Source organism: Shewanella sp. HL-SH5 (assembly GCF_051163755.1).
Lineage (GTDB): Bacteria > Pseudomonadota > Gammaproteobacteria > Enterobacterales > Shewanellaceae > Shewanella > Shewanella glacialimarina.
Genome location: NZ_CP195038.1, coordinates 493,622 through 519,191, shown reverse-complemented (window position 1 = coordinate 519,191; position 25,570 = coordinate 493,622). Strand labels below are relative to the sequence as shown.

The 25,570-nt window shown below is 42.4% G+C and carries 26 protein-coding genes and 1 pseudogene; 11 read left to right on the top strand and 16 right to left on the bottom strand.

The window, feature by feature from the left end:
* Nucleotides 1-375: 375 nt before the first annotated feature.
* The 7 genes from ACRWQM_RS02125 to ACRWQM_RS02095 form a co-directional block, all read right to left on the bottom strand.
* Nucleotides 376-1,587: a TonB family protein gene (locus ACRWQM_RS02125; RefSeq protein WP_434931105.1), complete on the bottom strand. Its 1,212-nt coding sequence runs from the start codon at nt 1,585-1,587 to the stop codon at nt 376-378.
* Nucleotides 1,587-1,961 carry a BlaI/MecI/CopY family transcriptional regulator gene (locus ACRWQM_RS02120; RefSeq protein WP_226413031.1) on the bottom strand — a complete coding sequence of 125 codons (375 nt, stop codon included), beginning with the start codon at nt 1,959-1,961 and terminating at the stop codon, nt 1,587-1,589. Before ACRWQM_RS02120 ends, ACRWQM_RS02125 begins: the two co-directional genes overlap by 1 nt.
* Before the next feature lie 179 nt (nt 1,962-2,140).
* A complete protein-coding gene (locus ACRWQM_RS02115; protein ID WP_434931104.1) occupies nt 2,141-5,320 on the bottom strand; it encodes an efflux RND transporter permease subunit in 3,180 nt (1,059 codons plus the stop codon).
* Between the two features lie 9 nt (nt 5,321-5,329).
* Nucleotides 5,330-6,574 carry an efflux RND transporter periplasmic adaptor subunit gene (locus ACRWQM_RS02110; RefSeq protein WP_434931103.1) on the bottom strand — a complete coding sequence of 415 codons (1,245 nt, stop codon included), beginning with the start codon at nt 6,572-6,574 and terminating at the stop codon, nt 5,330-5,332.
* A 127-nt stretch (nt 6,575-6,701) separates the two neighbouring features.
* Nucleotides 6,702-7,145, bottom strand: a complete 444-nt coding sequence (locus ACRWQM_RS02105) for a hypothetical protein (protein ID WP_434931102.1) — start codon at nt 7,143-7,145, stop codon at nt 6,702-6,704.
* Between the two features lie 21 nt (nt 7,146-7,166).
* On the bottom strand, nt 7,167-7,343 hold the full coding sequence (locus ACRWQM_RS02100; protein WP_226413023.1) for a DUF3012 domain-containing protein: 177 nt from the start codon (nt 7,341-7,343) through the stop codon (nt 7,167-7,169).
* An 85-nt stretch (nt 7,344-7,428) separates the two neighbouring features.
* Entirely contained in the window at nt 7,429-7,800 is a 372-nt protein-coding gene (locus ACRWQM_RS02095; protein ID WP_434927286.1) for an STAS/SEC14 domain-containing protein, read from the bottom strand.
* Between the two features lie 138 nt (nt 7,801-7,938).
* Between ACRWQM_RS02095 and arfB the strand changes: the two genes are divergently transcribed.
* The 4 genes from arfB to ACRWQM_RS02075 all read left to right on the top strand — a co-directional run bounded on the left by arfB (nt 7,939) and on the right by ACRWQM_RS02075 (nt 10,516).
* On the top strand, nt 7,939-8,358 hold the full coding sequence (arfB, locus tag ACRWQM_RS02090; RefSeq protein ID WP_434931101.1) for an alternative ribosome rescue aminoacyl-tRNA hydrolase ArfB: 420 nt from the start codon (nt 7,939-7,941) through the stop codon (nt 8,356-8,358).
* 111 nt (nt 8,359-8,469) lie between these two features.
* Nucleotides 8,470-8,925, top strand: coding sequence for a type II 3-dehydroquinate dehydratase (aroQ, locus tag ACRWQM_RS02085; protein WP_226413017.1), 456 nt, complete (start codon nt 8,470-8,472; stop codon nt 8,923-8,925).
* Between the two features lie 46 nt (nt 8,926-8,971).
* Complete coding sequence (locus tag ACRWQM_RS02080; protein WP_434931100.1) at nt 8,972-9,370, top strand: DUF3859 domain-containing protein; 399 nt, start codon at nt 8,972-8,974, stop codon at nt 9,368-9,370.
* Between the two features lie 138 nt (nt 9,371-9,508).
* Entirely contained in the window at nt 9,509-10,516 is a 1,008-nt protein-coding gene (locus ACRWQM_RS02075; protein ID WP_434931956.1) for a class I SAM-dependent rRNA methyltransferase, read from the top strand.
* A 105-nt stretch (nt 10,517-10,621) separates the two neighbouring features.
* Here ACRWQM_RS02075 and ACRWQM_RS02070 read toward each other — a convergent pair whose 3' ends face one another.
* The gene (locus tag ACRWQM_RS02070) at nt 10,622-12,382 is read right to left on the bottom strand and encodes an alkaline phosphatase D family protein (RefSeq protein WP_434931099.1); all 1,761 of its coding nucleotides are present in this window, start codon (nt 12,380-12,382) and stop codon (nt 10,622-10,624) included.
* A gap of 387 nt (nt 12,383-12,769) precedes the next feature.
* Between ACRWQM_RS02070 and ACRWQM_RS02065 the strand changes: the two genes are divergently transcribed.
* Complete coding sequence (locus ACRWQM_RS02065) at nt 12,770-13,192, top strand: organic hydroperoxide resistance protein (RefSeq protein ID WP_434927288.1); 423 nt, start codon at nt 12,770-12,772, stop codon at nt 13,190-13,192.
* A 120-nt stretch (nt 13,193-13,312) separates the two neighbouring features.
* Here the strand turns inward: ACRWQM_RS02065 and ACRWQM_RS02060 are convergent, their stop codons facing one another.
* Nucleotides 13,313-13,837, bottom strand: a complete 525-nt coding sequence (locus ACRWQM_RS02060) for a DUF3087 family protein (RefSeq protein WP_434931098.1) — start codon at nt 13,835-13,837, stop codon at nt 13,313-13,315.
* A 245-nt stretch (nt 13,838-14,082) separates the two neighbouring features.
* Between ACRWQM_RS02060 and ACRWQM_RS02055 the strand changes: the two genes are divergently transcribed.
* The 3 genes and pseudogenes from ACRWQM_RS02055 (at nt 14,083) to ACRWQM_RS02045 (ending at nt 15,754) form a co-directional block, all read left to right on the top strand.
* On the top strand, nt 14,083-14,292 hold the full coding sequence (locus ACRWQM_RS02055) for a YeeE/YedE family protein (protein WP_434931955.1): 210 nt from the start codon (nt 14,083-14,085) through the stop codon (nt 14,290-14,292).
* A gap of 313 nt (nt 14,293-14,605) precedes the next feature.
* Nucleotides 14,606-15,094 (top strand): annotated as a pseudogene (locus ACRWQM_RS02050) (hemerythrin domain-containing protein); the annotation flags it as partial.
* 150 nt (nt 15,095-15,244) lie between these two features.
* Complete coding sequence (locus ACRWQM_RS02045; protein ID WP_434927290.1) at nt 15,245-15,754, top strand: AlbA family DNA-binding domain-containing protein; 510 nt, start codon at nt 15,245-15,247, stop codon at nt 15,752-15,754.
* Here the strand turns inward: ACRWQM_RS02045 and ACRWQM_RS02040 are convergent.
* The 6 genes from ACRWQM_RS02040 to lptM form a co-directional block, all read right to left on the bottom strand.
* On the bottom strand, nt 15,741-16,490 hold the full coding sequence (locus ACRWQM_RS02040) for an HAD-IA family hydrolase (RefSeq protein ID WP_434931097.1): 750 nt from the start codon (nt 16,488-16,490) through the stop codon (nt 15,741-15,743). The genes ACRWQM_RS02045 and ACRWQM_RS02040 overlap by 14 nt on opposite strands.
* Complete coding sequence (gene xerC, locus ACRWQM_RS02035; RefSeq protein ID WP_434931096.1) at nt 16,490-17,392, bottom strand: tyrosine recombinase XerC; 903 nt, start codon at nt 17,390-17,392, stop codon at nt 16,490-16,492. Before xerC ends, ACRWQM_RS02040 begins: the two co-directional genes overlap by 1 nt.
* A 138-nt stretch (nt 17,393-17,530) precedes the next feature.
* Nucleotides 17,531-18,160: a DUF484 family protein gene (locus tag ACRWQM_RS02030; protein ID WP_434931954.1), complete on the bottom strand. Its 630-nt coding sequence runs from the start codon at nt 18,158-18,160 to the stop codon at nt 17,531-17,533.
* Between the two features lie 124 nt (nt 18,161-18,284).
* Nucleotides 18,285-19,112 carry a diaminopimelate epimerase gene (dapF, locus tag ACRWQM_RS02025; RefSeq protein WP_434931095.1) on the bottom strand — a complete coding sequence of 276 codons (828 nt, stop codon included), beginning with the start codon at nt 19,110-19,112 and terminating at the stop codon, nt 18,285-18,287.
* A 25-nt stretch (nt 19,113-19,137) separates the two neighbouring features.
* Nucleotides 19,138-20,382, bottom strand: a complete 1,245-nt coding sequence (gene lysA / locus ACRWQM_RS02020; protein WP_434931094.1) for a diaminopimelate decarboxylase — start codon at nt 20,380-20,382, stop codon at nt 19,138-19,140.
* A 15-nt stretch (nt 20,383-20,397) separates the two neighbouring features.
* On the bottom strand, nt 20,398-20,574 hold the full coding sequence (lptM, locus tag ACRWQM_RS02015; protein ID WP_404829999.1) for an LPS translocon maturation chaperone LptM: 177 nt from the start codon (nt 20,572-20,574) through the stop codon (nt 20,398-20,400).
* Nucleotides 20,575-20,653: 79 nt separating this feature from the next.
* Between lptM and cyaY the strand changes: the two genes are divergently transcribed.
* Nucleotides 20,654-20,983: an iron donor protein CyaY gene (gene cyaY, locus ACRWQM_RS02010; protein WP_434931093.1), complete on the top strand. Its 330-nt coding sequence runs from the start codon at nt 20,654-20,656 to the stop codon at nt 20,981-20,983.
* A 27-nt stretch (nt 20,984-21,010) separates the two neighbouring features.
* Here the strand turns inward: cyaY and ACRWQM_RS02005 are convergent, their stop codons facing one another.
* Nucleotides 21,011-23,443, bottom strand: a complete 2,433-nt coding sequence (locus ACRWQM_RS02005; protein ID WP_434931092.1) for a class I adenylate cyclase — start codon at nt 23,441-23,443, stop codon at nt 21,011-21,013.
* Nucleotides 23,444-23,903: 460 nt separating this feature from the next.
* Here ACRWQM_RS02005 and hemC point away from each other — a divergent pair, with 460 nt between their 5' ends.
* Both hemC and ACRWQM_RS01995 read left to right on the top strand, forming a co-directional pair.
* On the top strand, nt 23,904-24,833 hold the full coding sequence (gene hemC / locus ACRWQM_RS02000) for a hydroxymethylbilane synthase (protein WP_434927295.1): 930 nt from the start codon (nt 23,904-23,906) through the stop codon (nt 24,831-24,833).
* A gap of 10 nt (nt 24,834-24,843) precedes the next feature.
* A complete protein-coding gene (locus ACRWQM_RS01995) occupies nt 24,844-25,566 on the top strand; it encodes a uroporphyrinogen-III synthase (protein WP_434931091.1) in 723 nt (240 codons plus the stop codon).
* The last annotated feature ends 4 nt before the right edge of the window (nt 25,567-25,570 follow it).

The following is a 25,570-nucleotide window of genomic DNA, read 5'->3' as shown; positions in this document are numbered from 1 at the left end:
CCCTGTGGAGATGCGGCTTTGAGTATGTTTTAAGGGAATTATTTTTTTCACAAAAATGTCGTAAATGTATCGTATTTTGACGAAATTACGCTTATTGATGATAAATTTAAGCTTAATAGAAATAAAAGTAATCACTAAGGAGGTAATACTTTAAACAAGCATCAATAAAACTGACTTGGAAGGAAATACAGAAAATTCATCTCAATATTGATTAAGTGTAAGGTTTAGTTGATCAAGCCAAACCTAAACAAACGCTAGTGCAATGTTAATACGGGCACATTATTATTTACAGGCGCAAGCTGACACCTCAGCGTTGTACTTAACCTGTTAATTTAGCCAGACTAACTTAGCCTTAATAACGTAGCTTTAGTCATTTTAGCGGACCTGTATTCTTTCCACTGAAGCATCTGGCTGATGAATAACAAAGTCTAATTGAACCTGCGCACCTTTCATGCCATTAGCGGAGGTTTGATATTGCCACTGCTCAAGTGCTGTCACCGCTGAGTCATCAAATACCCCGGCAGGAGATGACTTAATCACCATCACATTTGATACCTTACCTGCTGGATTAATATCAAACGACAATTGCACATAACCATTCATTCCTTCTTTAGCAGCCTCAATAGGATAAACAGGTTCAATACGAATTGTAGGGTATATTCCATCAGCTTTAGCTTGCGTATGGCTTTGATTGTCGCCTGCTTGCGCTTGCTGATTTAAGGTTAGCGCACTAACACTAAGTAATAGCGTCACTCCCATTAATACCAAGGTATTTTTTCCATGTTGTTTTTTCATTTGTAAGATCCTTTCTTTAAGTATGGTTTTGTCCCCATAGTGAGTATGTAACATGCTTAACGGTGCATGCTGCGAATAAGCCAATAGCGCTTTGCTATAGGCAATTTTAGAATCTGTTTCCATATTGGCAGTCACTTGTGCGTCACATGACAGCTCTTGATCTTGCCTAAAACGGCGGTAAGCGCACCACATCAGCGGGTTAAACCAAAACATAATCGTTAAGCTATAAGCCAATATATTGGCCCATAAATCACCGCGCTGATAATGATAAAGCTCATGCTGAATAATGGCGTCTTGCTGATGACTATCAAGCAAGGTAAAACTGTTTGGCACTAATATTTGCGGCGCGATTAACCCAACTAACATGGGCGATTCAATATTGGGATGAATAAATACATTAAGCTTGCCTGACTCAATCACAAAAGGCTTGGCGCGTCGCGTGAGCTGTTGCAGATGAATAGAATCTGAGACTAAGTTAACCACCAGTACCACTGCGGCATACAGGTAAGGCAAATATAATAACTTAAACAAGCTGCTCGACATCGATGCGGTATCAGTGGCCAGTACATAATATTGTTGAATAACGCCCAGTGTTTGATTTGGGCTTAACCAATTAAAATACTGTGGTAACAGGGTTTGCACTACATCCGCCAGCGGCAATAATGGCACAACAAGCCAAAGACTATAGGTATAATGCGCGCCTATTTTTGACAATAAAAAACGATGTGAGATTAATAATAGTGAACACACTAAGCTAAGTAATAGGGTTTGTTCCATAAACCAACTGATCATCACTTTTGCTCCTTGTGCCAATCATCAAGCAAGCTTTGTAACTCAGCAACATCCTCAGCCGATAGCTTGTTTTTTTCAGCAAAACCGGCCACTAATGGGGTTAATTTTCCGGCAAATAGTCTATCTACAAAAGACACTGACTCTTTTAATGTGTATTCCTGCTCAGCAATTAACGGCGAGTAATGATATGTGCGCCCTTGTTTTTCAAAACTCAGCGCATTTTTTTTAACTAAACGATTCAGTAAGGTTTTTACTGTTTTTTCATGCATATCATGGCTTTGCTCTAATGCTTCAACCAGCTCATTAGAGGTTAATGGCGACCGCAGCCAAAGTTGCTGTAATACTAACAATTCACTGTTACTGATTTCTTTCATGCTTAGTCACTTACTAGGTTGTGGTTCACTTATTAAGATTACATATGTAATCCATTTGTTTAAATTACAACTGTAATCTTAAATAAGCAAGCAGTTATTTGATCTTTTTATTAGCAATGATTGCAATAAAAAAAGCCCAATCGAAAGATTGGGCTTGGTGTCATCCACTTAAGTGAGTGTTATTTACCCTTATACAGCCATTGATAAACCGTGGGCAATACCAACAAGGTCAATGCGGTTGAACTGAATAATCCGCCAATAATCACTACCGCTAATGGTTGTTGTATTTCACTGCCGACACCGGTTGATAACAAGATAGGAATTAAGCCTAAAGCAGAGGTTAACGCGGTCATTAATACTGGACGTAATCGCCCTACTGTACCTTCATAAACGCTGGTATACAGGCTTTCATTATCACTGACCTCTACGCTATTTTTGCGGCGTTGATTAATCGAGTCCACCAGCACCACGCCATTGAGTACGGCCACACCAAATAAGGTGATAAAGCCGATTGAACTGGGCACCGACAAATAAGTGCCAGTGGCAAATAAGGCAATCACACCGCCAATGAGTGCCAACGGGACGTTTGCCATTATTAAGCACACTTGTTTAATTGAGCCGAATGAGAAATACAGTAATAGCGCAATTAGCGTGATTGAAATAGGCACCACTAGCATCAGTTTTTTCTGCGCCCTCTGTTGGTTTTCATACTGCCCGCCGACCACGACTGTGTAGCCTGCAGGTAATTCAGCCTGTGGGATGATGGCGTAAATATCATTCACAACCGAGCCCATATCTCGACCCGATACGTTAGCTTGCACCACCACGCGGCGCTGCACGTCGTCGCGGCGAATATTGGGTGGCGCCATCTCGACTTCAACGTCGGCCACTTCGCCTAAACGCACGGTTGCGCCGCTCACCCCAGTGAGCAGTAAGTCACGCAATACATCAGGTGAATTGCGTTGTGATGACGTTAACCGAACATTAATATCGTATCTGGCATTGCCATCAATCACTTGTCCTGCGCTAACACCACCGACACCTTGGCTGACTAAACTCATCACTTGGTCGACACTGATACCGTAGCGCGCCAACAATTCACGCTTAGGGCGAACCACTAATTGTGCTTCGCCACTAACCTGTTCCAGCGACACATCTACCGCGCCATCAATTTGCTGCACCAGTTCAGATAAGACCTGACCTTTGGCTGATAATACCTGTAAATCAGGGCCGAATATTTTAATCGCTAACTGCGCTTTAACCCCTGATAATAACTCATCAACACGAGTGGCTATTGGCTGTGAAAACGTCAGCAATAAACCCGGAAACACACTGAGCTTTTGTTCCATTAATCGCTGTAACTCAAAGCGATTTGAGGCACTTTGCCACTGTTCAACGGGTGTTAAGCCAATGTAGATTTCAATATTGCTAACCGGCTCTGGGTCGCCGCCCAATTCTGGTGCACCTATGCGACTCAGGGCATATTCGACTTCAGGAAAACTCAGCAAAATGGCCTCTAACTTAGGCGCCACTTCTATCGAGGTGCCTAAACTCGCTGTGGGCGCTAAGGTGATGCGTAAATTAATCGTGCCCTCTTCAAGTTCGGGCACAAACTCTGTGCCTAAACGCGGCAATAACGCCATACTGCTAACAAACATCAATGATGCAATTAACATCACGGTTTTAGGGCGCGCTAAGGTCATGCTAAGCAGCTGTCGATAAAGCCGTTCAATTGGCATCAGTAGCCAACTTTGCCTGATCACCATACCGCGTTTAAATGCATAAACTGCCAGTGCTGGCACGGCAAACAAGGCAACAATTAACGCGGCAATCATGGCCAAAATAATGCTAGTAGCCATTGGCTGAAATAACTTACCTTCCACACCTTCTAAGGCAAACAAAGGCGCAAACACCACTATGATGATGGCTGTAGCAAAAAAGATAGGACTGCACACTTCTTTAGCCGCTTGCCAAACCTTAGAACTAATGCTGACATTAGCACTAGCGCCGTCCCTATCATTACCATCGAGGCTACCGACATCGGTTTGTGCGTCATGTTGGCTTAAATGCTTGAAGATGTTTTCAACCATCACCACTGAGCCATCGACCAACATGCCTATCGCAACCGCTAAACCGCCCAGTGACATTAAGTTTGCCGACATGCCAAAATATGCCATCACCATTAAGGCAAGACCAATTGAAATTGGGATGGACAGCAATACCAGTAAGGTCGCGGGAATATTGACCAAAAATAACGCTAAAATCACCACAATAAACAAAAAGGCCATGAGTAGCGCATCACGCACGGTATCGACCGCTTGTTTGACTAAATCTGCCTGGTCGTAAAACACCTCAAACGTCACCCCTTTGGGTAAGGCTTGTTCAATTAAACTAATACGCGCTTCAATGTCGTCAATGGTTTGCTTGGTGTTAGCGCCCATGCGTTTTAGCACCACTCCGGCAACAACTTCACCCAGTTGTTCCGCTCCACCGCTGTCATTTCGACGGGTCATAGTCACTGCGCCCACACGGATTTCACTGCCGTAATCAACATTGGCAATGTCCATCACTCTGATTGGCGTGCCATTAAACTCGGTGAGCGGAATATGTTTAATAGCCTCTATGCCTTCATCTCCCGGGGGTAAGAAACCGTAACCGCGTACCACTAATTGCGACTGCCCCTGGTCCATAAACCAGCCACCGGCATTACGGTTATTACTTTCAAGCGCCTCAATAACTTGCTCCATGGTGAGTGAGTAACTGCGCAGTTTATTCAAGTCAATTTGCACCTGGTACTGCAACACTTCGCCGCCAAAAGACAACACCTCAGTCACGCCGCCAACGGGCATTAATATCAGCTTAACTAAGTAGTCATTGATACTGCGAAGCTCAGCCGCTGCCACACCGGATTCTGGCGTAGCCCGCAGCATATATTGATAAATTTGCCCTAGCCCTGAGGTATTAGGGCCAATCTCAGGTGTGCCGACCCCCGCAGGAATGGATTCTTTAGCAGCTTGCAGCTGCTCAAACACTTGCTGACGCGCAAAGTAAATGTCAGTCCCTTCGGAAAATACCACGGTGACAATAGACAGGCCAGTGCGTGATAGCGATCGTACCTCGGTTACCGCAGGTAAAGCATACATGGCTGATTCAACCGGATAACTTATCAGCTTTTCAACTTCTTCTGCCGCTAGGCCTTCAGCGGCGGTGTTAATGGTGACCTGCACATTGGTCACGTCAGGAAACGCATCCAAATTTAATTTTGGCAATATCGCAATACTGCCAAGCATGGCAGCCAATAAGGCTAATACCACTAGCAGTCGCTGCTCAATGGCAGAACGAATTAATTTTGCTAACATAGCTGCCTCCTAGTGGTTGTGAATATCAAAGCCAGATTTAGCCAATTCAGATGCCAGAAAAAACGCACCTGACACCACCACTTGCGAGCCACTTTCTAGACCTGTAATTAAATTCAGCCCACGCTGGCTTTGCACCACTTCAATTTCAACCGCTTCAAAACCATCTTCATCTTCAATAAAAATTTGCCAGTCGCCATCACTGCTGCGCGTTAATGCACTGTCGGGCACAATAATGCCGTTTAAGGGAGATAATTTTTTGGCTTGTGCTGATTTGTCGCCTTTTGAACTACTTTGCTGAAAATACAACTCAGCAAATTCACCGGCATGTAACACGTGCTGCGGATTCGCCATACTGATCCACACTTGTTCAGTGCGGGTCATCGGATTGAGCTCATGGGAGCGGCCAATCACTACGCCCGTAACATTACGTTGCCCAACACGCACCAGTGCAGACTGGCCAATTTCAACCCGTTCTGACTGCACCGGTGTTAGCTGTGCTTCTACCCATAAAAACGACTCATCGGTTAATTGCATTAACGGTGTGCCTGCATCCAATACTTGACCTAGCATGGCTTCATCTTGTTGCACTCGGCCGCTAATTGGCGCTAATAACTGAAATTGGCCAATCGATTGAGGCGATGTGGTTAACGCTGATATTTGCTCATTACTCATCATGATGGCGTTTAATATCGCCCGCTTAAGCTCAGCATTGACCTCGGTGCGCATTTTTTCACTGGCACTAATTGTCCCTTTACTCATCCGGCTAACCCGCTGCCATTCTGTGGCGGCGTTAATATAATCGGCCTGTGCCTGTGCTATTTCGGTGCCACCTAAGGTTAATAAAGCCTGGCCTTTTTTCACTTGCTGACCCGGCACCACATGGCGCTTTAATACCTGCATCGCAAGCTGTGGTGCTATAGTGACCGTTTTGTCTTTATCAACCACCAGCTGCGCAGTCGCAACAGAGGTGAGATCAAATGGACTAAATGTCAGCGTTTCAACCTGAATGTTGGCCAACTCTCGTTGCTGCGGCGTTAAGGTTAATGCCTCATCATGATCATCCTCTTGCGAATAAGACGAAGGCGATTGTGGCTTTGATTGCTGCGGAGCATGATCATCACCCGCAATCACTTTGCTGCTAAAAAGCGTTAGCCCAAAGCTGATAATAACGAGCCATAATAACTGGCGTGTTATCAAATAAAACGATGCTAAAAAACGCGTATTTATCGGCGAATAAATAGTTGGAATTGTCATTAGTAAATCCTAGAACTCAAACATGACCAAGTTGAAATACTGCGATAAGCATTCAATTTAGCCATACAAAATAATCAAGCTTGCCAGTAACAACAGCAAACCTTTAATGAATGAATTTAAACAGGATTTACACTATCGGGGGGCGGTACGTGGCACCTAAAGCGGGAGGAAAATAGGATTGAACTGTTTGTAACGGTTGTTGATTAGCTTGCTCGGTCGTATCGATATTATCGGGCAGCACTATGGCCACTAAACCACCGTGACACTGACAATCTAGGCATAAATCAACCATTTTGTCTGTTGGTGCTGGGTGAATATGGTCATCGGATGGCGCATGCTCGCGGGCACCGTCTGCGGCGCAACTACATTGAATGCACTCCGCTAGCTGACTAAGGGCGGCAATATCTAAGGTAGGCGTGAACTGCACATGGGCATGATTGCTTTTTTCTTCTGCACTATTGCCAATATGTAATTGATGGCCACCCAAATTCGCACCGGCAAATTGCAGCACAATAATAGTAATCAATAGCTTAATTGAACGCATCATTGAAAACGAATTAAGGTGACTCATGCTGGTCATCTAAAACAGCGTTTATTTGAATACGCAGTGTTTAGCATAATCAGCGGCTTCATTGGCAGACCAATCACCAGTTTCTTTTTCTTTCATTTGCTTACACCAGGCGTCGCTGCCGACTTCTGGTGTACATGCTGTTAGGCCTAAGGTGAAAATACCCACTGCCGATAATGCTAATAATTTTCTGAATAACATAGTACTTCCTTGATGTGTTAAGGCTGAATTAGACTAACGGCCCAACTCTTATAATACAAATATCTATTGCGCTTGTTTATTGCGCTTAAGCTTTGTGCTGCGAACGCTTGGTGATCCAATTAATCGCATCTTGCTTTTGTGCTAATGGAAACCATGCCACTTCACCTTGCATAAACGGGCCCATTAATCTGACCGAGTTACCCACCCAATCAGGACCACCAACAAACACTAATGCATCAAACTCAGGCAACTGTACTTCACCGCTGCCGGTTAATGAGCCAAACTCCCACCCCTCTAACAGCACATCGGCTTCAATGTATAAGCACACTTGGCCCCAATCTTTACGATAGTTTCGAATAGCGGGTTGTAAACATGAGCGATAATCTTTAGCAGACAAACGACCGCTTACAAACAGGCTAATAACGCCTTTGGCGATATCAGAAATTTGGCATAACATAAATAGCTCCGGTGTCATGGATAAGTGCCGAATAAAATAGGCTTACCAGACATTCACTTCAATGACGCGAATCATAACAAATATTACCGTCGCCAATATATAACTATTTTTAATCTAAAAAGTGATACCCTTTACAGTATGATAAATATTACTAATAGCGTGACTATCGAAGACAAAGAGATTGAGTGGCAATTTGTGCGCTCAAGTGGAGCGGGTGGCCAACATATCAATAAAGTGTCTACCGCTGCGCAACTGATCTTCGACATCAATGAATCGTCTTTGCCCGACTTTTATAAACAAAAGTTATTGGCTAAAGCTGATCACCGCATAACCCAAAGCGGTAAAATCATTATTAAGTGTCAGCAATCCCGCAGTCAAGATTTCAACCGACAGCAGGCACTGGAGCAGTTTATTTTGCTGGTAAAAAATGCCGCCATTGTCGCCAAAAAGCGTATTGCAACCAAAGCGACTAAAGGCAGCCAAAAACGCCGCATAGAAACCAAAAAACAACGCGGAGCCACTAAAGCACTGCGCCAGGGTAAACCGCGATTTGATTGATTAACCTTTCCTTGAATAAATTTAAGTTTACTGAACCGCTAACTTGCGTTAAAAACAAGCTAACTGAAATAGTGAATAACCTCACCAAGTTAAGATTGCCAAAGGATTATTATGAGCCAAACCGCAAAAATTTTATTAGTTAACGGCCCTAATTTAAATTTACTGGGACGTCGTGAACCAGGTCATTATGGCACACAAAACTTAGCCACCATTGTATCTGAATTACAAGGTGCGGCGACCTCCTCAGGGGTAGCGTTAGAGCATATTCAGTCTAACGCTGAGCATGAAATCATTGATGCTATTCATGCAACTGATGCACAGTTCATCATTATTAATCCAGCGGCATTTACCCACACAAGTGTGGCGATCCGCGATGCAATTTTAGGCGTAGCTATTCCATTTATTGAAGTGCATTTATCCAATGTACATGCCCGTGAGCCCTTTAGACATCACTCATACTTCTCTGACAAAGCGATTGGGGTTATTTGTGGTTTAGGTGCACAGGGCTATCAATTTGCATTGCAAGCAGCGCTTAAGCACTTGCAAGATAACAACGCACCACACTAATTGTTAATAGAGTTCATATAACAGCTAAGGCAATAAGGCATCATCAGTGAGCAAACTTAAACCCGATGTGAGCATTGTTTACAGCGGCATCTTTAGCCGATGGGACAGCCAAAGTGAAAAGTTGCCACAATTCTTACAGGCAACAGTACATGTTCCTGCCACGCTAGATATCGAGTTTGGATTTATTGTCCGCATCCGTAAAGCTAAAAACCAACGGCTACGTTATTGTATTTATCATCCTAATATACCTGATGATGAGGGCAATACTCGTCCTCCTTTTGATGGTGAAGTCTTTATTAAAGAAAACGATTGGAAGTTTTATTTAGGCGACTGCATATGGTCACCCGTTGACAATAAGACAGGGGATTGGCGGATGACGCTAGAGCTGAACGATAAAATTGTTGCCGACAAAACATTTAAGGTTCACCCTGTGTTAGATAATTAATCGCGTAAATAAACCTTGTCGTTATTCGAAACCATCTAAAATTCTCTGATATAATAGTCGGCTTGCAACCACATTCAAGCGACTTCTGTTATGACCACTCAAACGCCTTCTTCCCCTTCTCTGACGACATCAGATGAAATAGATTTTAGCAAAGTGCTTGCTGAAGCAATGCTCAAGCGCCAAGCCTTTTTTGTGCAAGCTAAGCTGAATAATACTGATTGTTATCGGGTATTTCATGGCACAGTAGAGGGAGCCAATGGCTTAAACATAGACCGCTATGGTGATGCTTGGTTGGTGCAATCATTTCATGACACACTCAATGAAGATCAACTTAAGCAAATCACCCAGGTTTTAGCGCAACATGGTGATTATTTTGTAGTGTATAACGACCGCTCGCAAAAAAATTCTCGCGTCGCCAATAACTTAGTCAATGAAGCGCAAGACTATGCGATGTCGGAACAGGTGATGCATGAAAACGGCATAGCTTTTACCACTAAGTTACGCCATGAAGGCCAAGACCCATTACTGTTTTTAGACATGCGTATTGGTCGTGAATACATGCAAAAACACAGTCACAATAAAACAGTGTTAAATCTATTTTCATACACTTGTGGTATTGGAACTGCGGCCGCTGTGGGCGGCGCCAAGCGGGTAATGAATGTCGATTTTTCATCTTTTGCATTAGCAGCAGGTCAAAAAAATGCCGCACTGAATAAAGTTGAATCTGTATGTGAGTTTGTGCAAAGCGATGCGTTTCCTGCATTACGCCAACTAGCCGGTTTACCTGTGGGCGGACGTCGTAATCAAAAACTGCCCAAGTTCCCTAAACTCGCTAAAACCACTTTCGACTTAGTCTTTTTAGATCCGCCACGCTTTGCAAAAAGCGTCTTTGGGGTGGTCGACTTAATTAACGACTATCAAGGCTTATTTAAGCCCGCAATGCTGACCACTAAGATCGGCGGAACCATTGTTTGCTGTAACAATGTCGCCAAAGTGGAACGCCAATCTTGGTTGGACAGCCTAGTCCGCTGCGTTGAAAAACAAGGTCGAAAAATCATTAATATTGAATGGCTTGATTGCTACCAAGACTTCCCTTCCTTTGATGACAATCATCCACTAAAAATTGTGGCCCTGACCATAGACTAAGCAACAAAGTAAGCAACAAAGTAAGCAACCACATTATAACTATCAGATTATAGCCATGACTACATCAGCCAATGCCACTGCGGCATAGGCTGATGTGATTCATTGTTACCCAAAAATGATTTTTGGTTGTTGGATGTTAACTTTAGCGGAAGCAGAGCGCTCAACTAATGTAGTGAATGATTTATTTTTAATCGTATTCACATATAGCCACTCACTATTAGCTTCTTCGGCACTAAAGGTCAGCAATAAGTAACCGCGATCTTTCAAATTAGCATATTTTAAATCAGCGATAAGATTCACTATTGCAGCTTCAGTTGCCGGCATTTCAGCGTCAGATAGGCCTAAGTAGTATTCTAACCCAGGTGAAGACACTGAACTGGTCGCAAACTCAACCCCAACCACTTCACCTTGATTGTCTGTTAGCTCATTTGCCCAAGCATTGTGAGTGTCACCAGCGATAACCACTAAGTTATGCTGCATCGATTTAGCTGTCGCCAGAATCACTTCTCGCTCATAGGCGTATCCGTCCCAAGCGTCCAAATTGTAAGGAATAGAAGGCAATTGAAGTAAGGCTAGCACCTCAGGGGTTAACTGACTTTGATTAGCTTGTAAGTAAGATAACTCTTGCGCGGATAATGTAGGGTCGCCCGCCTGCGCACGCGCGGCTAATTGGGCTAACGTCGCCAGCTGAGCAAATTGAGGAATACTCATTTGTTGAGTCGCAATAGCCGCTGGCAGAAGCATTTTACCCATCAACACTTGCTGACCTAGCACCTGCCACTTCGCCGTCGATTCAAGTAAGCTTTGTTGCAACCATAATAATTGAGATTGACCTAACATGGTGCGGTTAACGTTAGTCACATCACCTAAAAAAGCGCCGCTATTAAATGCCTTTGTCACCGGGTCCATGTAATCCGCATAATCTAGCTGCTTGTCTCGCCCCAGCAATCGAGTATCTAACATATGCAAATCAACTAAATCACCATAGTTAAAGCTACGGTATATTTCTTGATGATTCCCTTCACTCCAAGGACGAATGGGTAGCCATTCAAAATATGCCTGCAGTGCCGCTTGCTTGCGTAAATCAAAGTCCCCTTCATTGTCATTGTGGTTTTCAGCGCCCTCTCTCCAGGTGTCATTAGCGACTTCATGATCGTCCCATACAGTGATAAAAGCGACTTTAGCGTGCAGTTTTTGCAAGCTCATATCACCACGGTATTGTGCATAACGCGTGCGATAATCATTGAGTAACAATAATTCGCCAGCGGGCAATACTTCACGCCCTAAAGCTGCCGCATCCTGACTGGCATACCCACCACGACCGTACTCATACAAGTAATCTCCTAGATGAATAACCGCATCTAAATCATCACGCTCGGCCGCCAATGCGTATACATTGAAGTAGCCCGCAGGGTAGTTTGCACATGACATCACAGCTAATTTGACCGAATCAACAGTGCCTTCTGGTAAGGTTTTAGTCATACCAACGTCTGAAGCATATTTACCCGATTTAAAGCGATAAAAGTATCCTTTGCCAGCCTCAAGGCCAACCGCATCAATTTTCACCGTATAGTCACGTTTGGCGTTGGTTTTCATTACTCCATTAGTGACTATTTGGCTAAAATTAGCATCTAAGGCCACTTCCCATGACACTGTGATATCAGCTTCAACATCTGGAGTGACCCTGGTCCATAAGATCACTGCATCTTTGGCTGGGTCGCCACTGGCAATGCCTTGTAAAAATTGACCAGAGTAGATCTCTTCGTCATCGCTGCTACAGCCCATTAATCCATATGACACAACAACCGCGCCAACGCCTTTGGCTGACATAGCTAAAAAGTCGCGACGACTTAACCCTGTTTTCATTCGATATTCCTTTTAAGTCAATGATGGTGTCTGCATGTTAATCATTGCAACAGGTCAGACAAGCATGGCTATTGTGCGAATACAGGATGACAATCGCATGACAAAATCGTTACATAAAGGCTTTATCATCCAACTTTAGTTAAGTTTTGAGTCATAAATGTCATCACTAAGGTTGAGATAAGAGGATTGATTGAGCTCAAATATGGAGTTTGTTTGGACTAAGAATTCCCCCTTAAGTATGGAGTTATATTAATAGAAGATTTGGGTTATTTAATTGACATAAATTAAATTGCGCACAATTTAGTTGCGCATTCCAAAAACATCATTTATAGTTAGCACAATTAAATTGCACACAACTTAAATTAACTTACTTTTTGAGGTATTCCTATGACAACTTTATATACAACTTCAGCAACAGCATTAGCTGGTCGTAATGGTCAAGTAACTACAGATGACAAAAAACTCGATGTCGGTTTGAGTTATCCAAAAGAAATGGGCGGCACTGGCGAGCACACTAATCCTGAGCAACTATTTGCCGCTGGCTATGCAGCCTGTTTCTCAAACGCTATTTTACACGTGGCGCGTGAAATGAAAGTCGCTATTAAAGCTGCACCAACAACCGCTACTGTAGGCATTGGCCCGAATGATACTAAAGGATTTGCGCTTACTGTCGCATTAGCGGTTGAGTTAGATTTAGCGCAAGATGATGCTGTGAAGCTGGTTCAGGCGGCGCATCAGGTGTGTCCATACTCAAATGCGGTTCGCGGTAATATTGATGTGAAGCTAACGGTTAATAGCATCGCAATTTAATTTTTATCGACTATTTCGCAACAAAAAAAGTAACAAAAAGCCAAGGCGTCAACCTTGGCTTTTTATATTCATGTACCTACTCGACAATGATATAAAAACATTTGCAGCTTAAGTTGCTAGTTAAAAATCACCTAACAGTTCTACCTTGAAATCATCTGCATTACAGCTCAAATTGCTGTCTTTAATTTGCTGTTCTAATAAGCTGATTTGTCGATTCACTTCTGTCATGGTTAAGGTATTGTTATCTAACTCATAAACAATCGCTAAACTTTGATAATAAAAACATAATATAGTTAACGCGTTAACATTATTGTCAGCAGCGGCTTGTTGAATCGCATTAAGCTTACGATAAATTTTATTCTGTAATTGTTTCAGCTGCCAAACATAATAGACATCAGCATACTGAGGTTTTTTACGGCCATGCTTTACCACTAAAGTGCATAGCATAAGACCCATAATTACGCCGCCAAAATTAAAATAAAAATTGCCCGTTGGCTGACCAGCCACGACGGTTGCCGAACTCAATATCGCGATTAACATTTGGCCAAAGACTAATGACGAAATCGCTAAAATGGCTATAACGCCAAATTGGACTTGATTAGTCATCTTACGATATTGCGGTTTATCTACATGTCTTAATTTCATCAATATGACTCTTAGCATTCAATAATAGCGGCATTATACCTGCTTAATATGAATCACTCATTAAGCATATCTAGGTAAATTTTTGCCATACGATAAACTTGCCATTTTACCATTAACTTAAATGAATATGACTGAATTCCCCCCTGTCAGCGCTTTAATCTGCGGCGCCTTACAATTCAATAGTCCTAATACAATATGGCGTTAGGCTTTTTTAGGGGGTATTCGCACCTTTTGCTGACTTTACTCTGCCTACAACATTAGATGCCTGTTGGGGATTAACCATTTGGGGTGGATTTCTGGTGGGATTTGGGGCTTATTTAGCCGGTGGCTGCACAAGTGGCCACGGTATTTGCTGTATAGGTAGAATGTCTGCGCACTCAATAATCGCGACTGTAGTATTTACGTTAGTCGCCGCAATAGTTGTATTTGTTAGCCGTCATATAGTTGGAGAATAAATGTGTTAATACAATCACTCCACCTCTCCTCTACATTTATTAGTAGCCTTTGTTGCTGGCAGTTTATTTGGTTTTGGTTTAATTATTGAGCAAATAGTTGCTACTAAACCGCCTTACTAAATCTGTATAATCGTTGAAATAGCCACATTGCGACATTCATTAGCAAATAAGTTGTGATTAGCCTAGCAGAACAGTGCGGATTAACTTGCACCATTTAAAGACGCATTTAGAATTCGGCTTTACTGTTTTCCTTTCTGGAATCGCAATGTTTACCCTTGAATCATGCTCGTCTGAACACCAAGCACAGCTGGCTGAATTAGATCAATTGTCATTGATTGAGTTGGTTAATCACATTGAGGCTACCCACCATAAATACGTGCGTAATACCGCGCCATTGTTGCAAGAGTATACTGAGATAATGGTCAATGCCCACGGCGATGACCATGATGAAATACTACCTTTAGCTCAATGGGTAAATTCATTAGTGGCTGAGTTAATGCCGCATTTAATGAAAGAAGAACGGATTTTATTCCCTGCTATTCGCTCATTAAGTGTAGGGGAAGAGATAAATGGCTGTTTTGGTCACATAGGTAATCCAATTAATGTGATGGAACATGAACATGGTAATACCGCTGATATTCTGATCAAACTGAGACAAATAACGAGTAACTATCAAGTGCCGGAAGGTGCCTGTAACACATGGCGCACCTGCTATAAAACCTTGGCAGAATTTGATGCTGACTTACAAATGCATATTCATCTTGAAAATAATCTACTATTTCCCAAAGCACTGGCACTATAGACTGCTCACTTCAGAACGGGATAATAAACTCTTATCTGAGCATTTTATCCTGTCAGTTCTGCTGTATTGATAACTGTTTTCACTTTTAGCTTTCTTTTTCAGTTATTTATTCATAAGCTAAGTTGAGAATATTAATTATTGACTAATCCTATGAGTACTCATAATTACCCCACTTTTGCATTAGATGATATTGCCAATCTTCATGAGTCTGCCCAAGTAGAATTTAAGCTTGCTGGTGGCCGCGACGGTAATGGAAAATTGCCAGAAGTTATGTGGGAAACCTATAGCGCGTTTGCCAATACCTTAGGGGGTGAAATTATTCTAGGGGTAAAGGAAGACCATGGAGAGTTTAGTATCGAGGGTATTGTTAACCCTATGCCTATGCTCAGTGAAATTTGGCAAATCCTTAATAACCCGCAAAAAATCAGCCACAATATTCTCTCACCTACTGATGTACAAATTATTGAAATTATGGGTAAGAAGTTGATTCGAATTCATGTTCCTGCGGTGGATCCCAAGCTTCGACCTATCTATATCGGCACAGAACCCTACGGTGGTAGTTATTTCCGAGTAGGTGATGCTGATATGCATGCCAGTCATGAGCAAGTTGATCAAATGAAACAACGCGCAGGTGTGGTGCTAAAACCTAAATCAAGTTAACCAATAACGACAACTGATCAATCGCGATATGGGGTAATAAACTCGCAGGGTTTTTATGCCTTTTTTGCTGGCAAGGGTTTAGCCAAACAGTCTGACATCCGACCATTTTAGCCCCGACAATATCTGAGTTAGGGTGATCGCCAACATGCAATAATTCTGACGGTTTTATCGCCAGCTGTTTACAGGCTAAATCAAACATATCACCTGCCGGTTTCATTTTAACGCCACATCCTGGATGCAAAACAAACTGCATGACAGTATCTAAACCAATACGGCTAGCATCCACATTACCGTTAGTAATACCCACTAAAGTAAAGTACTGTTTTAATGTATTAAGCGTAGCAAGCACATCTGGGACAATGGTGAAATCACTGCGATAGTGGTGAAAACAATCTAACCCAGCTTGCGCCCCATGGCTGGATTCAATTTCGCTGTAACCCAACTGAATTAACCCTTCACGCAGCATAGCATAGCGCGCCGCTGAGGTGTCATGCACTAACTCAGGTTGCCGCATTTGCAATGCAAGTTTACAACGCTGCCAATCAACTGCGGTCCAATGGGACGATTTAGGGTACTTACGGTGTAATAGACTAAATGACTCCGCAACAGCCTTAACGATAATGGGTTTGTTATCATATAGGGTGTCATCTAAATCAAAACTAATGGCTTTAAAAGGTTTGAGCCGTTGATATTGAATCATACCCGTTTGGCTTTGCTGCGCTAACGTGTGCACCATTATGAGTTGCCCTTATTTTTTTTCGCTCTAGGATGAGCACCATCGTAAACTTTAGCGAGATGCTGGAAGTCTAAGCTAGTATAAATTTGAGTTGTAGACAGGTTTGCGTGGCCCAGTAACTCTTGTACTGCCCGTAAGTCGGCACTAGATTCAAGCATATGAGTCGCAAAAGAATGGCGTAACTTATGCGGATGCACTTTAACCGATAACGCCTGCTCTTGGCCCCATTTATTCATTCTGGCTTGAATGCTACGGTGCGATAATCGCTTGCCTTGATTACTGATAAACAATGCATCATTGGGATGTAAAGAAAACACTTGTTCACGGCAGGTAAACCATACTTTTAACGCATTGATAGCCACTTTACCAATTGGCACAATCCGTTGTTTACTGCCCTTACCCATGACCTTAACTTCTGCGTTATCAAACTGAATGTCATCATAATTTAACGCGGCTAATTCGGCTAAACGAAGCCCGCTGGAATAAAATAACTCCATTATAGCTTTATCTCGAATAGCCAGCGGATCATCAGCGTCAATATCGAGTAAATGGCTGACGGCATCGACATCCATATTTTTAGGTAATGGCTTATTTTGTTTGGGAGCACTGAGGGTTTTAGCAGGATTTATTGCTATAACATTTTCACGCAGTAAAAAAGCATAAAATTGTTTTTGTGCCGACAAGCTTAATGCAATTGAACGCGGACTTAAACCCTGTCGATGTAATTTGGCTAACACACTTTGTAACTGATCGCGGTTAGCATTATGTAAATAAATATCTTCGCCCAATAAGGATTGAGCACGGTTGAGTTCAAAAAAATAATTGCGAATAGTGTAATCAGATAACTGACGCTCAAAGGTCAAGTATTGGCGATACTTAGCTTGCCAATCTGTCTGTGTCATCACGGCGACTCCTGCTTTATGCTGATACGCAGCAGTATCTTGAACGCTACAGCTTTGAAAATCATAGCCTTGAATATTATATTTGGAGAACACAACACCAAGATTTGACCATGTACCAATCAGTCACAAACCACTAGGTTAAAATGTTGCTAATAAATGGCTGAGTAAACGACGTAATTGGCTTAATAATAATGAGTCCATATTAGGGTGGAAATGAGTCGCATCAGCGCTGGCTATGGCAAATATGACCTGACCATTTTCATCCGATAACCTAGTTAACGCAACAGAGCCAACTTCACTGCCAAATAAGCGTTTTGATTCTGACTGAGTTAATCGGCCAAAATAGTAATTATTTTGAATACGGTGACGCCAAATGTTAGCCAGTTCACTGTCGATATCGTGAACGGTAATTAAACGCACATGGGTAAAGCCAAATTCAGCCTTTAACCCTTCAAACAAGGTTTGCCTAAGTTCACTAAGCTCCTTACAAGCCAGTAGTTGAAATGACAATTCATTATTAAACATAAATATACGTTCATTCTGCTTTGCCACATTCATTAACGCAGTAATTTCTTCTTCGAGCTGAGTCACTTTTTGGCGCAGTATTTCTTGTCTACGCTCAACCAGTGATACCGCGCCACGCTCATGATGATTCAACCGAAGCGCAATCAGTAACTCAGGGTGACGATTGAAAAACTCAGGGTTGTCGAGTAAATAATCACGCACTAGATTTTCATCTAGCACTTGGTTACGAAAGTTCGCCAACATTTCAGCGCCTAAATCTTGACCGATTGCATCGATACCCGATAGTGCGTCTGATAATGAATCTTGGTTTGATGCCACATCAGCGGCTGACGTTATCTCACTCATAAAAATTTAATCTACCTAAATATTACAGCTGTATTTGACCATCATATACATGTTCAGCAGGGCCTGTCATCCACAACGACTTACCTTCACCTTCCCAATTAATGGTTAATGAACCACCGGGTAAGTCTACGCGCACTTCATTGTCTAACTTATCTTGCAGTATCCCCACAGCAACAGCGGCACAGGCGCCAGTGCCACAAGCAAGTGTTTCTGCAGCGCCACGCTCATAAACCCTAAGCTTAATATGGCTTGGGCTTATGACTTGCATAAAGCCGACATTAACCCCTTTTGGGAATCGCTCATGGTTGGTTAACATGGCACCTATTTCCGCAACTGCGGCATTTTCTACATTTTCTACTTCAAGCACGCAATGTGGATTGCCCATTGATACAGCACCACATAAAAAAGTTTGCATAGGGGTTTGCAGTAAATAGGTTTTTTCACTCTTTTTAGCTTTAAACGGAATGTGGTTCGGGTCAGTGACAGGTACGCCCATATTGACTGTGACTAAACCATCTCGCTCAATACGCAGGGTTATTTTGCCCGAACTGGTACTCACCCGAATTTTATTCTTGTTGGTTAAGCCTTTATTACGCACAAAACGAGCGAAGCATCGCGCACCATTACCACATTGCTCAACTTCACTGCCATCGGCATTAAAAATACGATAATGAAAATCTAAATCGGGATCATAGGGCGGCTCGACCAATAATAATTGATCAAAACCGATCCCAAAATTTCGATTAGCTAATCGACGAATTTGCTCTGGCGAAAAAAATACATTTTGGGTAATACCATCAACGACCATAAAGTCGTTGCCTAGCCCATGCATTTTGGTGAATTGAATCAAAGGTGTTTCCTTTTCCATTTACTCATTAAGGTAGCAGGTGTTCACCTTGCCAAAGTTGCGCCACGGTTTCACGCTCACGCACCAGTATATCTTGTTCGCCATCAACCATCACTTCTGCCACCCGAGGACGAGAATTATAATTAGATGACATCACAAATCCATATGCGCCACTTGAACGCACTGCTAATAAGTCGCCAGCTTTAAGCGCTAATTGTCTGTCTTTACCTAAAAAGTCGCCGGTTTCACATACTGGGCCAACCACATCATAAGCTTGGGTTAGTGCGTCAGTTTGGTTAACAGGAATAATATTCTGCCACGCACTGTAAAGCGATGGACGAATTAAGTCATTCATTGCACCATCAACAATGGCAAAGCGTTTGTCGCTGTTTTCTTTGAGGAATAACACTTCAGTGACAAAAATACCTGCATTTGCAGCAATGGCTCGGCCAGGTTCGAAAATCAACTTTATCGGGCGTTGCCCTAGCCGTTCAAGTAACGCAGCGGCGTAAGCGTCTGGGTGAGGAGGTGTTTCATTATTATAAGGCACACCTAAACCACCGCCCACATCAAAATGCTCAATCACAATACCTTGCTCAGCTAAGCGGTCTATCAAAGACAGCATACGATCCATCGCATCTAAAAACGGTTTTAGTTCAGTTAACTGCGAGCCAATATGGCAATCGACCCCTTTAACATGTAAGTGAGGTAACTCGGCTGCGCGGGCAAAAACTTGCTCAGCTTCCTCCATCGCAATACCAAACTTATTTTCTTTTAAGCCGGTTGAAATATAAGGGTGGGTGCCTGCATCAACATCAGGATTAACCCGTAATGATACCGGCGCGATTTTACCTAAACGGCCAGCAACCTCATTTAATAGCTCAAGCTCGGCACTTGATTCAACATTAAAACAATAAATACCGATTTTTAATGCCTGCTCCATCTCAGTAATGGTTTTACCCACTCCCGAAAAGACTACTTTTTTAGGATCACCACCGGCTTGTAAAACGCGTGACAATTCACCACCTGATACAATATCAAAACCACTGCCTAGGCGAGCTAGGGCATTGAGCACACCTAAGTTAGAATTAGCTTTTACGGCATAGCAAACCAAATGAGGATGATTAGCGACAGCCTTATCAAAAGCATGCCAATGGCGCTCTAGCGTTGCGCGAGAATAAATATACAGTGGCGTACCATATTTTTTGGCTAATGCACTGACGTCGCAACCTTCGGCAAATAAATGACTGTCTTGATAAGTAAAAAAATCCACAATACGTTTCCTATATTATTGCTGTATATCAGCTGTTGAGTCTGATCCCGCTGGTAGTGTTTCTAAGTCAGCCGTAATTGGCGCTGCGGAAATTTTATTATCTTCCTGCGCGGGAGTTTTGTATAAAGGCCCTTTCTGACCACAGGCGCTTAGCACTAGGCTAGCAAGCAAAAGTAATAAAAGCAGTCTCATTTTTCTCAACATCTGTGCATCTGATCAATTATGGCCTTATAATCGCATTCATCTCGCAGAAAGCAAAGGATAGAAATGCATGGCTATGACAGATACAGAGTTTCACCAATTAGCTGATGAAATATTCAGCGCAATCGATAACGCTATTGAAACCGCTATTGACGAACAAGACGCGGATGTAGACATCAATTACAGCGGAAATCTAGTGCAATTGACCTTTGAAGATGGTTCGCAAATTGTGATCAACAAGCAAGAACCTTTGCACGAGATCTGGTTAGCGACCATCACTGGTGGATACCACTTTTCTTACCAAAATGGTAAATGGTTAGATACCCGTAATAACATTGATTTTGTGCCATTTGTACTTGATTCAATTGCTAAGCAAGGTGGAATAGTGATTACCATTTAATCCTATTACCACTGTTAATGGGTTTAGCTAGAACGCTGAGCCCATTTCATCTTCCGTTACGCCAAAAGGTTCGACCTTCAATGAGCCCTCTTTTCTCACTAACCGAAAAAATTGCGGCATATTAAAAAATGCTTGCTGATCGCAGTGACTGTCTTTCACAAAACTTAAACTCTGCTGGTTCACTAATTGGCTTATAGTCATATTGTCGTGCACGCTATGGGTCAGTATATTAGTTTCATCGACAAGAATAACTTCCAACTTATCGCTTAATTGCCGTAAAAAAAACTGTTTTGCACCATGAGCTATATAACGTTGAATAATTGCTGGTACCGTTGAAAATGGCTCATTATTAAGTTCAGGACGTGGTAGGTGAGTGACTAAGCGTGGCCTGTTATAATGGAACATGTTTCTAGAGCTGGCTAATACGTTATAAACCATACCCAAAGAATTAAAATGTAAACCGTATTTTTGACTGCCCATATTGAGCTCAATGAGCAGTGTTTGGCTGTCGGTCACATTTTGAATGGTTTGATGACATAATTTTAGCAATTGAATAAGTTGGTCTTGAATTTGTTTGACCAACTTAGTTGAGCAGGATAATACCGATAACTGACTTTGTGCGTTAGCGCGTTTCAATCCTAGTACTAAAAAAGATAGCGCCTCTAGCACTGCTAATTCACCTTCAAATCTGTGGCTATGCCACTCACCCCAACTATTTAAGCTGATAATATCAATACTCGATACCATATTTTTCTTATCACGGCCTAGCGACAAAATATCACCATTCATATAATCGACCATGATCTCTTGTCCATGCCATTGCTCAGTTACATCATTATCCATATTGGCGATAACAATGATGTGCTGATAAAACCAAGGTTGGCATAAATGGCGTTTAGTCACTTCAATCGTATGATTAACATTTTGCATTAGCCCTTTGGCTAAGCGTGCTAATTTGGTGGCATAGGCTTTATTTCGCCCAATGCTATACCAATATGTTCTGTCGGTAACCAAACCATTCATCACCGCCCAAGCCACCACATCTACGTCTGTTTTTCCAACAAACAATGCCTGCTGCCCGATGAGGTTATCCGCGTTACTGACGCCCCTAAACAATTGATATTGGGCCTTCTTTTTTGAAAACCATACTGCGAGCTGTGGTTCACTGACATTTTGACTCCACAGTGGATTAAGCGGCGGCAAAGTATGGGGATCATCACTGAAAAAACCATGTAACTTACGCGCTAATAGGCCAAGCTCTTCAACTCGCATGCGATCGCTAAGTTCATGTTTAGAAGCAAATTGAAGCAGGTTTTTATAGCTAGCAAGCAGCAACTCGTTTAACTGCTGATTAAACCATTGTAACTGACCAGAATGCCAGTTTGTCGCATTGTCTAAAGTGACTAGTAGACTAGTTGGCCAACACCAATCCACCGTTAGATCTGTGAGTTTTTGATAGCGCCAATCATGCTGTGTTTGTTGTGGTTCAGATAATGCGATGCCGCATTTAAGGTAAAAACAGCGTCGTACAATTTCAAGCCTTTTAACTTCCCGGCGAGATAACAAATAATGCTCTATACGTTGATATAGAATAAGGTAGGCATCATTATCGTCAGAGAAATTATCATTTAAACAATATTGCCAAACTTCTTCTGTGGCCATATGATTTTGCGGATACTCGCTGGCATAAACTTCAAGTAATAATACTTTTAATAGCGCTTTATGCGGCTTATTGAGACCTTTATATAACTGCCACAAAGATGCGCCAAAATACTCGCTGGCAGGCAAGTTTTTCAAGTCACCTAAAAACAGCAATGCATCGCCAGTCGCTTCCGGCCACCAAGCAAGATGTTTACCAGCTAATCGAATATGGGTGCGATAAAACTCTTCCAGTAACAACCAATGCTGAACCGACCCACTGTGTTCTTCACCCAATGGTTGGCAGTTTTCATACAAACTGCATTCGCGGAATTGGTTAGGGTGAATAAGATAAAAATTTACTTCAAAATCAAATTGAACAAACCAAGCGGTTAACTGAGAAGCTTTTGCACGGAGTCGGTCTATATCTGCTTGGCTCAACGTCATGTGATGCACTAACCAGATGTCAACATCACTATTGAGGTTTTGACCAAAACTGGATGAGCTTCCCATGGCGTAAATGCCTTCAAATGCATAGGGTTGCTCAGACACTGTTGATATGTATGGTACGCCGGCAGCTTGACACGCTTGTTCAATTACAGATGAAAATGTGAAATCACAAACTCCCGATGGCGTTGCTGCATCGATAAACCCGGGCAATTGAATATCATTAATCTGTAAAAGATAAGGTATGAGCAAAAACAACTGATATTGTTGATCGGGCAAGGTTAATTTAACTCGTTGTAACCTCAACGAATTTAATTTTTCAGCACGATAAATTGCGCTAGTATTGTCAGTATTTAAATCGGGAAAATCGTGCAAAGACTCAATCCTTAAACCACTCACCTCAGCGACTTTAATCGTTCAAACCATAGCTTTTAACTCATATGGATGCACGAAAGTGATCTATATCAAAAAAAATCAATTCAATGTGACAAGGTTAACACTTAATTCAGTTTTAGCAATCTGACCAAAGGTCGTAGAACAAAACTAAAGACAGCCGAATTCAGATAATAACTTCGATGGCTACCAAATAAGCGCTAACCGTTAATTTTACTGCTTATAGCATTTAAATAAACTTAAGTAGGGCTAAACCTCTGCATCATGTCCGTTAAAATAGTTTCTTTATTATTTTACTTTATCGCCCCCTAACTTAAGTAGATTAAGGTCAAATGATAAAATCATCGCGCAACTTCAAACAATTTCAACACAGTTATGACAAACTCCTTAATCCAATGTTAGCATTAGCGCAATTACTGTTAGTTGATGGATAAATATGGCCATGTCTGAAAACACTATTCGTATTGCAACCCGTAAAAGTCCACTGGCAATGTGGCAAGCTGAGTTTGTAAAAGCTGAATTAGAACGCATTCATCCAGGCTTGATTGTTGAGCTACTGCCAATGAGCACTAAAGGCGATGTTATTTTAGACACACCATTAGCTAAAGTGGGTGGTAAGGGGCTTTTTGTCAAAGAACTTGAAGTTGCCATAATGGAAGGCCGCGCCGATATTGCTGTGCATTCAATGAAAGACGTACCCGTAGACTTTCCTGAGGGACTAGGCTTACAAGTAATTTGTGAGCGTGAAGATCCCCGCGATGCATTCGTGTCTAATAGTTATAAAACTATCAGTGAATTACCGCAAGGTGCTGTTGTAGGAACATCAAGCCTACGTCGTCAATGTCAAATTCGTGCTGCTCGCCCTGATTTGGTCATCAAAGATTTACGCGGTAATGTTGGTACCCGTTTGGCCAAACTAGACAGTGGTGATTATGATGCCATTATCCTTGCTGCTGCTGGCTTAATTCGTCTTGAGTTAAAACAGCGTATCGCCAGCTTTATTTCCGCAGAGGAATCATTACCCGCAAACGGCCAAGGTGCAGTGGGAATTGAGTGCCGCACTAATGATGAGCGAGTAAAAAACTTATTAGCACCACTTGAGCATTTAGAAACCCGTTATCGTGTATTAGCAGAGCGCGCCATGAATACTCGCCTGGAGGGCGGTTGTCAGGTGCCTATTGGTGCCTATGCCGAAATTATCGGCGACACCTTAACACTTCGCGGTTTAGTGGGTAATCCTGATGGTAGCCAGGTGATTACTGGCCAGGTCGCTGGTGAGAAAACACAGGCTATCGAACTTGGGCAGGCACTGGCGAATGACTTATTAAGTCGTGGTGCTAAAACCATTCTTGATGCGGTTTACGCCCAGTAACGGCTAAAATATGAAAGTCTTGCTGACACGTCCAGAAGGTCGTAATCAAGATATGATTGAGCAACTTGATAAGTATCAAGTTGCTCATATAGTCACTCCACTTCTAGGTGTAGAAGCGACTAACCTACCAGCCCCTGTTTTTTTTGATGACGTTGACAATCTCATTTTTATTAGCACTAATGCGGTGGCATTTGCCGCAGAAAAACGTCATAAATCATTCCCCTCTCAATGTCGCTACTTTGCTGTAGGTAAAGCCACGGCTGAAGCATTAAAGCAATACAACTTGACTGTTTTTTCTGCCCCAGAAAATAGCCAAGACAGTGAAGGGCTTTTATCATTACCACAGCTGCAACATATTAATAAACAATCCTTTATTATCTGCCGCGGCTCAGGTGGGCGCGAAACAATAGCTGAACAACTCGAACTGCGGGGGGCTAATGTCAGCTATTGGGATGTATACCAACGCTCGCGGCCAACACTCGATAATCAACAGGTTGTTCCACAATGGGTAGATTTCGGTATCGACACAATTGTGGTCACTAGTGGTGAGATATTAACCAATTTAATTGCGTTAATTCCAAAAGAATTATTTGCATGGTTAGATTCATGTCATATCATAGTGCCAAGTAATCGTGTGAAATTACAGGCAAATGCATTAGGTTTACATAAAGTAACCAATGCAAATGGAGCAAATACTCAGGCAATACTTGTCGCATTGGGCTTAACAGCGTAATTTC

Coding starts and splice junctions, on each gene's coding strand:
- ACRWQM_RS02040 (WP_434931097.1), bottom strand. CDS start 16,490: ATGGTGCACACGTTAGCGCAGCAAAGCCAAACGGGTATGATTCAATAT.
- xerC (WP_434931096.1), bottom strand. CDS start 17,392: ATGACACAGACAGATTGGCAAGCTAAGTATCGCCAATACTTGACCTTT.
- ACRWQM_RS02095 (WP_434927286.1), bottom strand. CDS start 7,800: ATGTTATGCCAAATTTCTGATATCGCCAAAGGCGTTATTAGCCTGTTT.
- ACRWQM_RS02125 (WP_434931105.1), bottom strand. CDS start 1,587: ATGATCAGTTGGTTTATGGAACAAACCCTATTACTTAGCTTAGTGTGT.
- ACRWQM_RS02065 (WP_434927288.1), top strand. CDS start 12,770: ATGACAACTTTATATACAACTTCAGCAACAGCATTAGCTGGTCGTAAT.
- ACRWQM_RS02100 (WP_226413023.1), bottom strand. CDS start 7,343: ATGTTATTCAGAAAATTATTAGCATTATCGGCAGTGGGTATTTTCACC.
- ACRWQM_RS02120 (WP_226413031.1), bottom strand. CDS start 1,961: ATGAAAGAAATCAGTAACAGTGAATTGTTAGTATTACAGCAACTTTGG.
- ACRWQM_RS02115 (WP_434931104.1), bottom strand. CDS start 5,320: ATGTTAGCAAAATTAATTCGTTCTGCCATTGAGCAGCGACTGCTAGTG.
- ACRWQM_RS02070 (WP_434931099.1), bottom strand. CDS start 12,382: ATGAAAACAGGGTTAAGTCGTCGCGACTTTTTAGCTATGTCAGCCAAA.
- aroQ (WP_226413017.1), top strand. CDS start 8,470: ATGAGCCAAACCGCAAAAATTTTATTAGTTAACGGCCCTAATTTAAAT.
- hemC (WP_434927295.1), top strand. CDS start 23,904: ATGTCTGAAAACACTATTCGTATTGCAACCCGTAAAAGTCCACTGGCA.
- ACRWQM_RS02045 (WP_434927290.1), top strand. CDS start 15,245: ATGAGTACTCATAATTACCCCACTTTTGCATTAGATGATATTGCCAAT.
- ACRWQM_RS02030 (WP_434931954.1), bottom strand. CDS start 18,160: ATGTTGGCGAACTTTCGTAACCAAGTGCTAGATGAAAATCTAGTGCGT.
- lptM (WP_404829999.1), bottom strand. CDS start 20,574: ATGAGACTGCTTTTATTACTTTTGCTTGCTAGCCTAGTGCTAAGCGCC.
- cyaY (WP_434931093.1), top strand. CDS start 20,654: ATGGCTATGACAGATACAGAGTTTCACCAATTAGCTGATGAAATATTC.
- arfB (WP_434931101.1), top strand. CDS start 7,939: ATGATAAATATTACTAATAGCGTGACTATCGAAGACAAAGAGATTGAG.
- ACRWQM_RS01995 (WP_434931091.1), top strand. CDS start 24,844: ATGAAAGTCTTGCTGACACGTCCAGAAGGTCGTAATCAAGATATGATT.
- ACRWQM_RS02110 (WP_434931103.1), bottom strand. CDS start 6,574: ATGACAATTCCAACTATTTATTCGCCGATAAATACGCGTTTTTTAGCA.
- ACRWQM_RS02105 (WP_434931102.1), bottom strand. CDS start 7,145: ATGAGTCACCTTAATTCGTTTTCAATGATGCGTTCAATTAAGCTATTG.
- ACRWQM_RS02060 (WP_434931098.1), bottom strand. CDS start 13,837: ATGAAATTAAGACATGTAGATAAACCGCAATATCGTAAGATGACTAAT.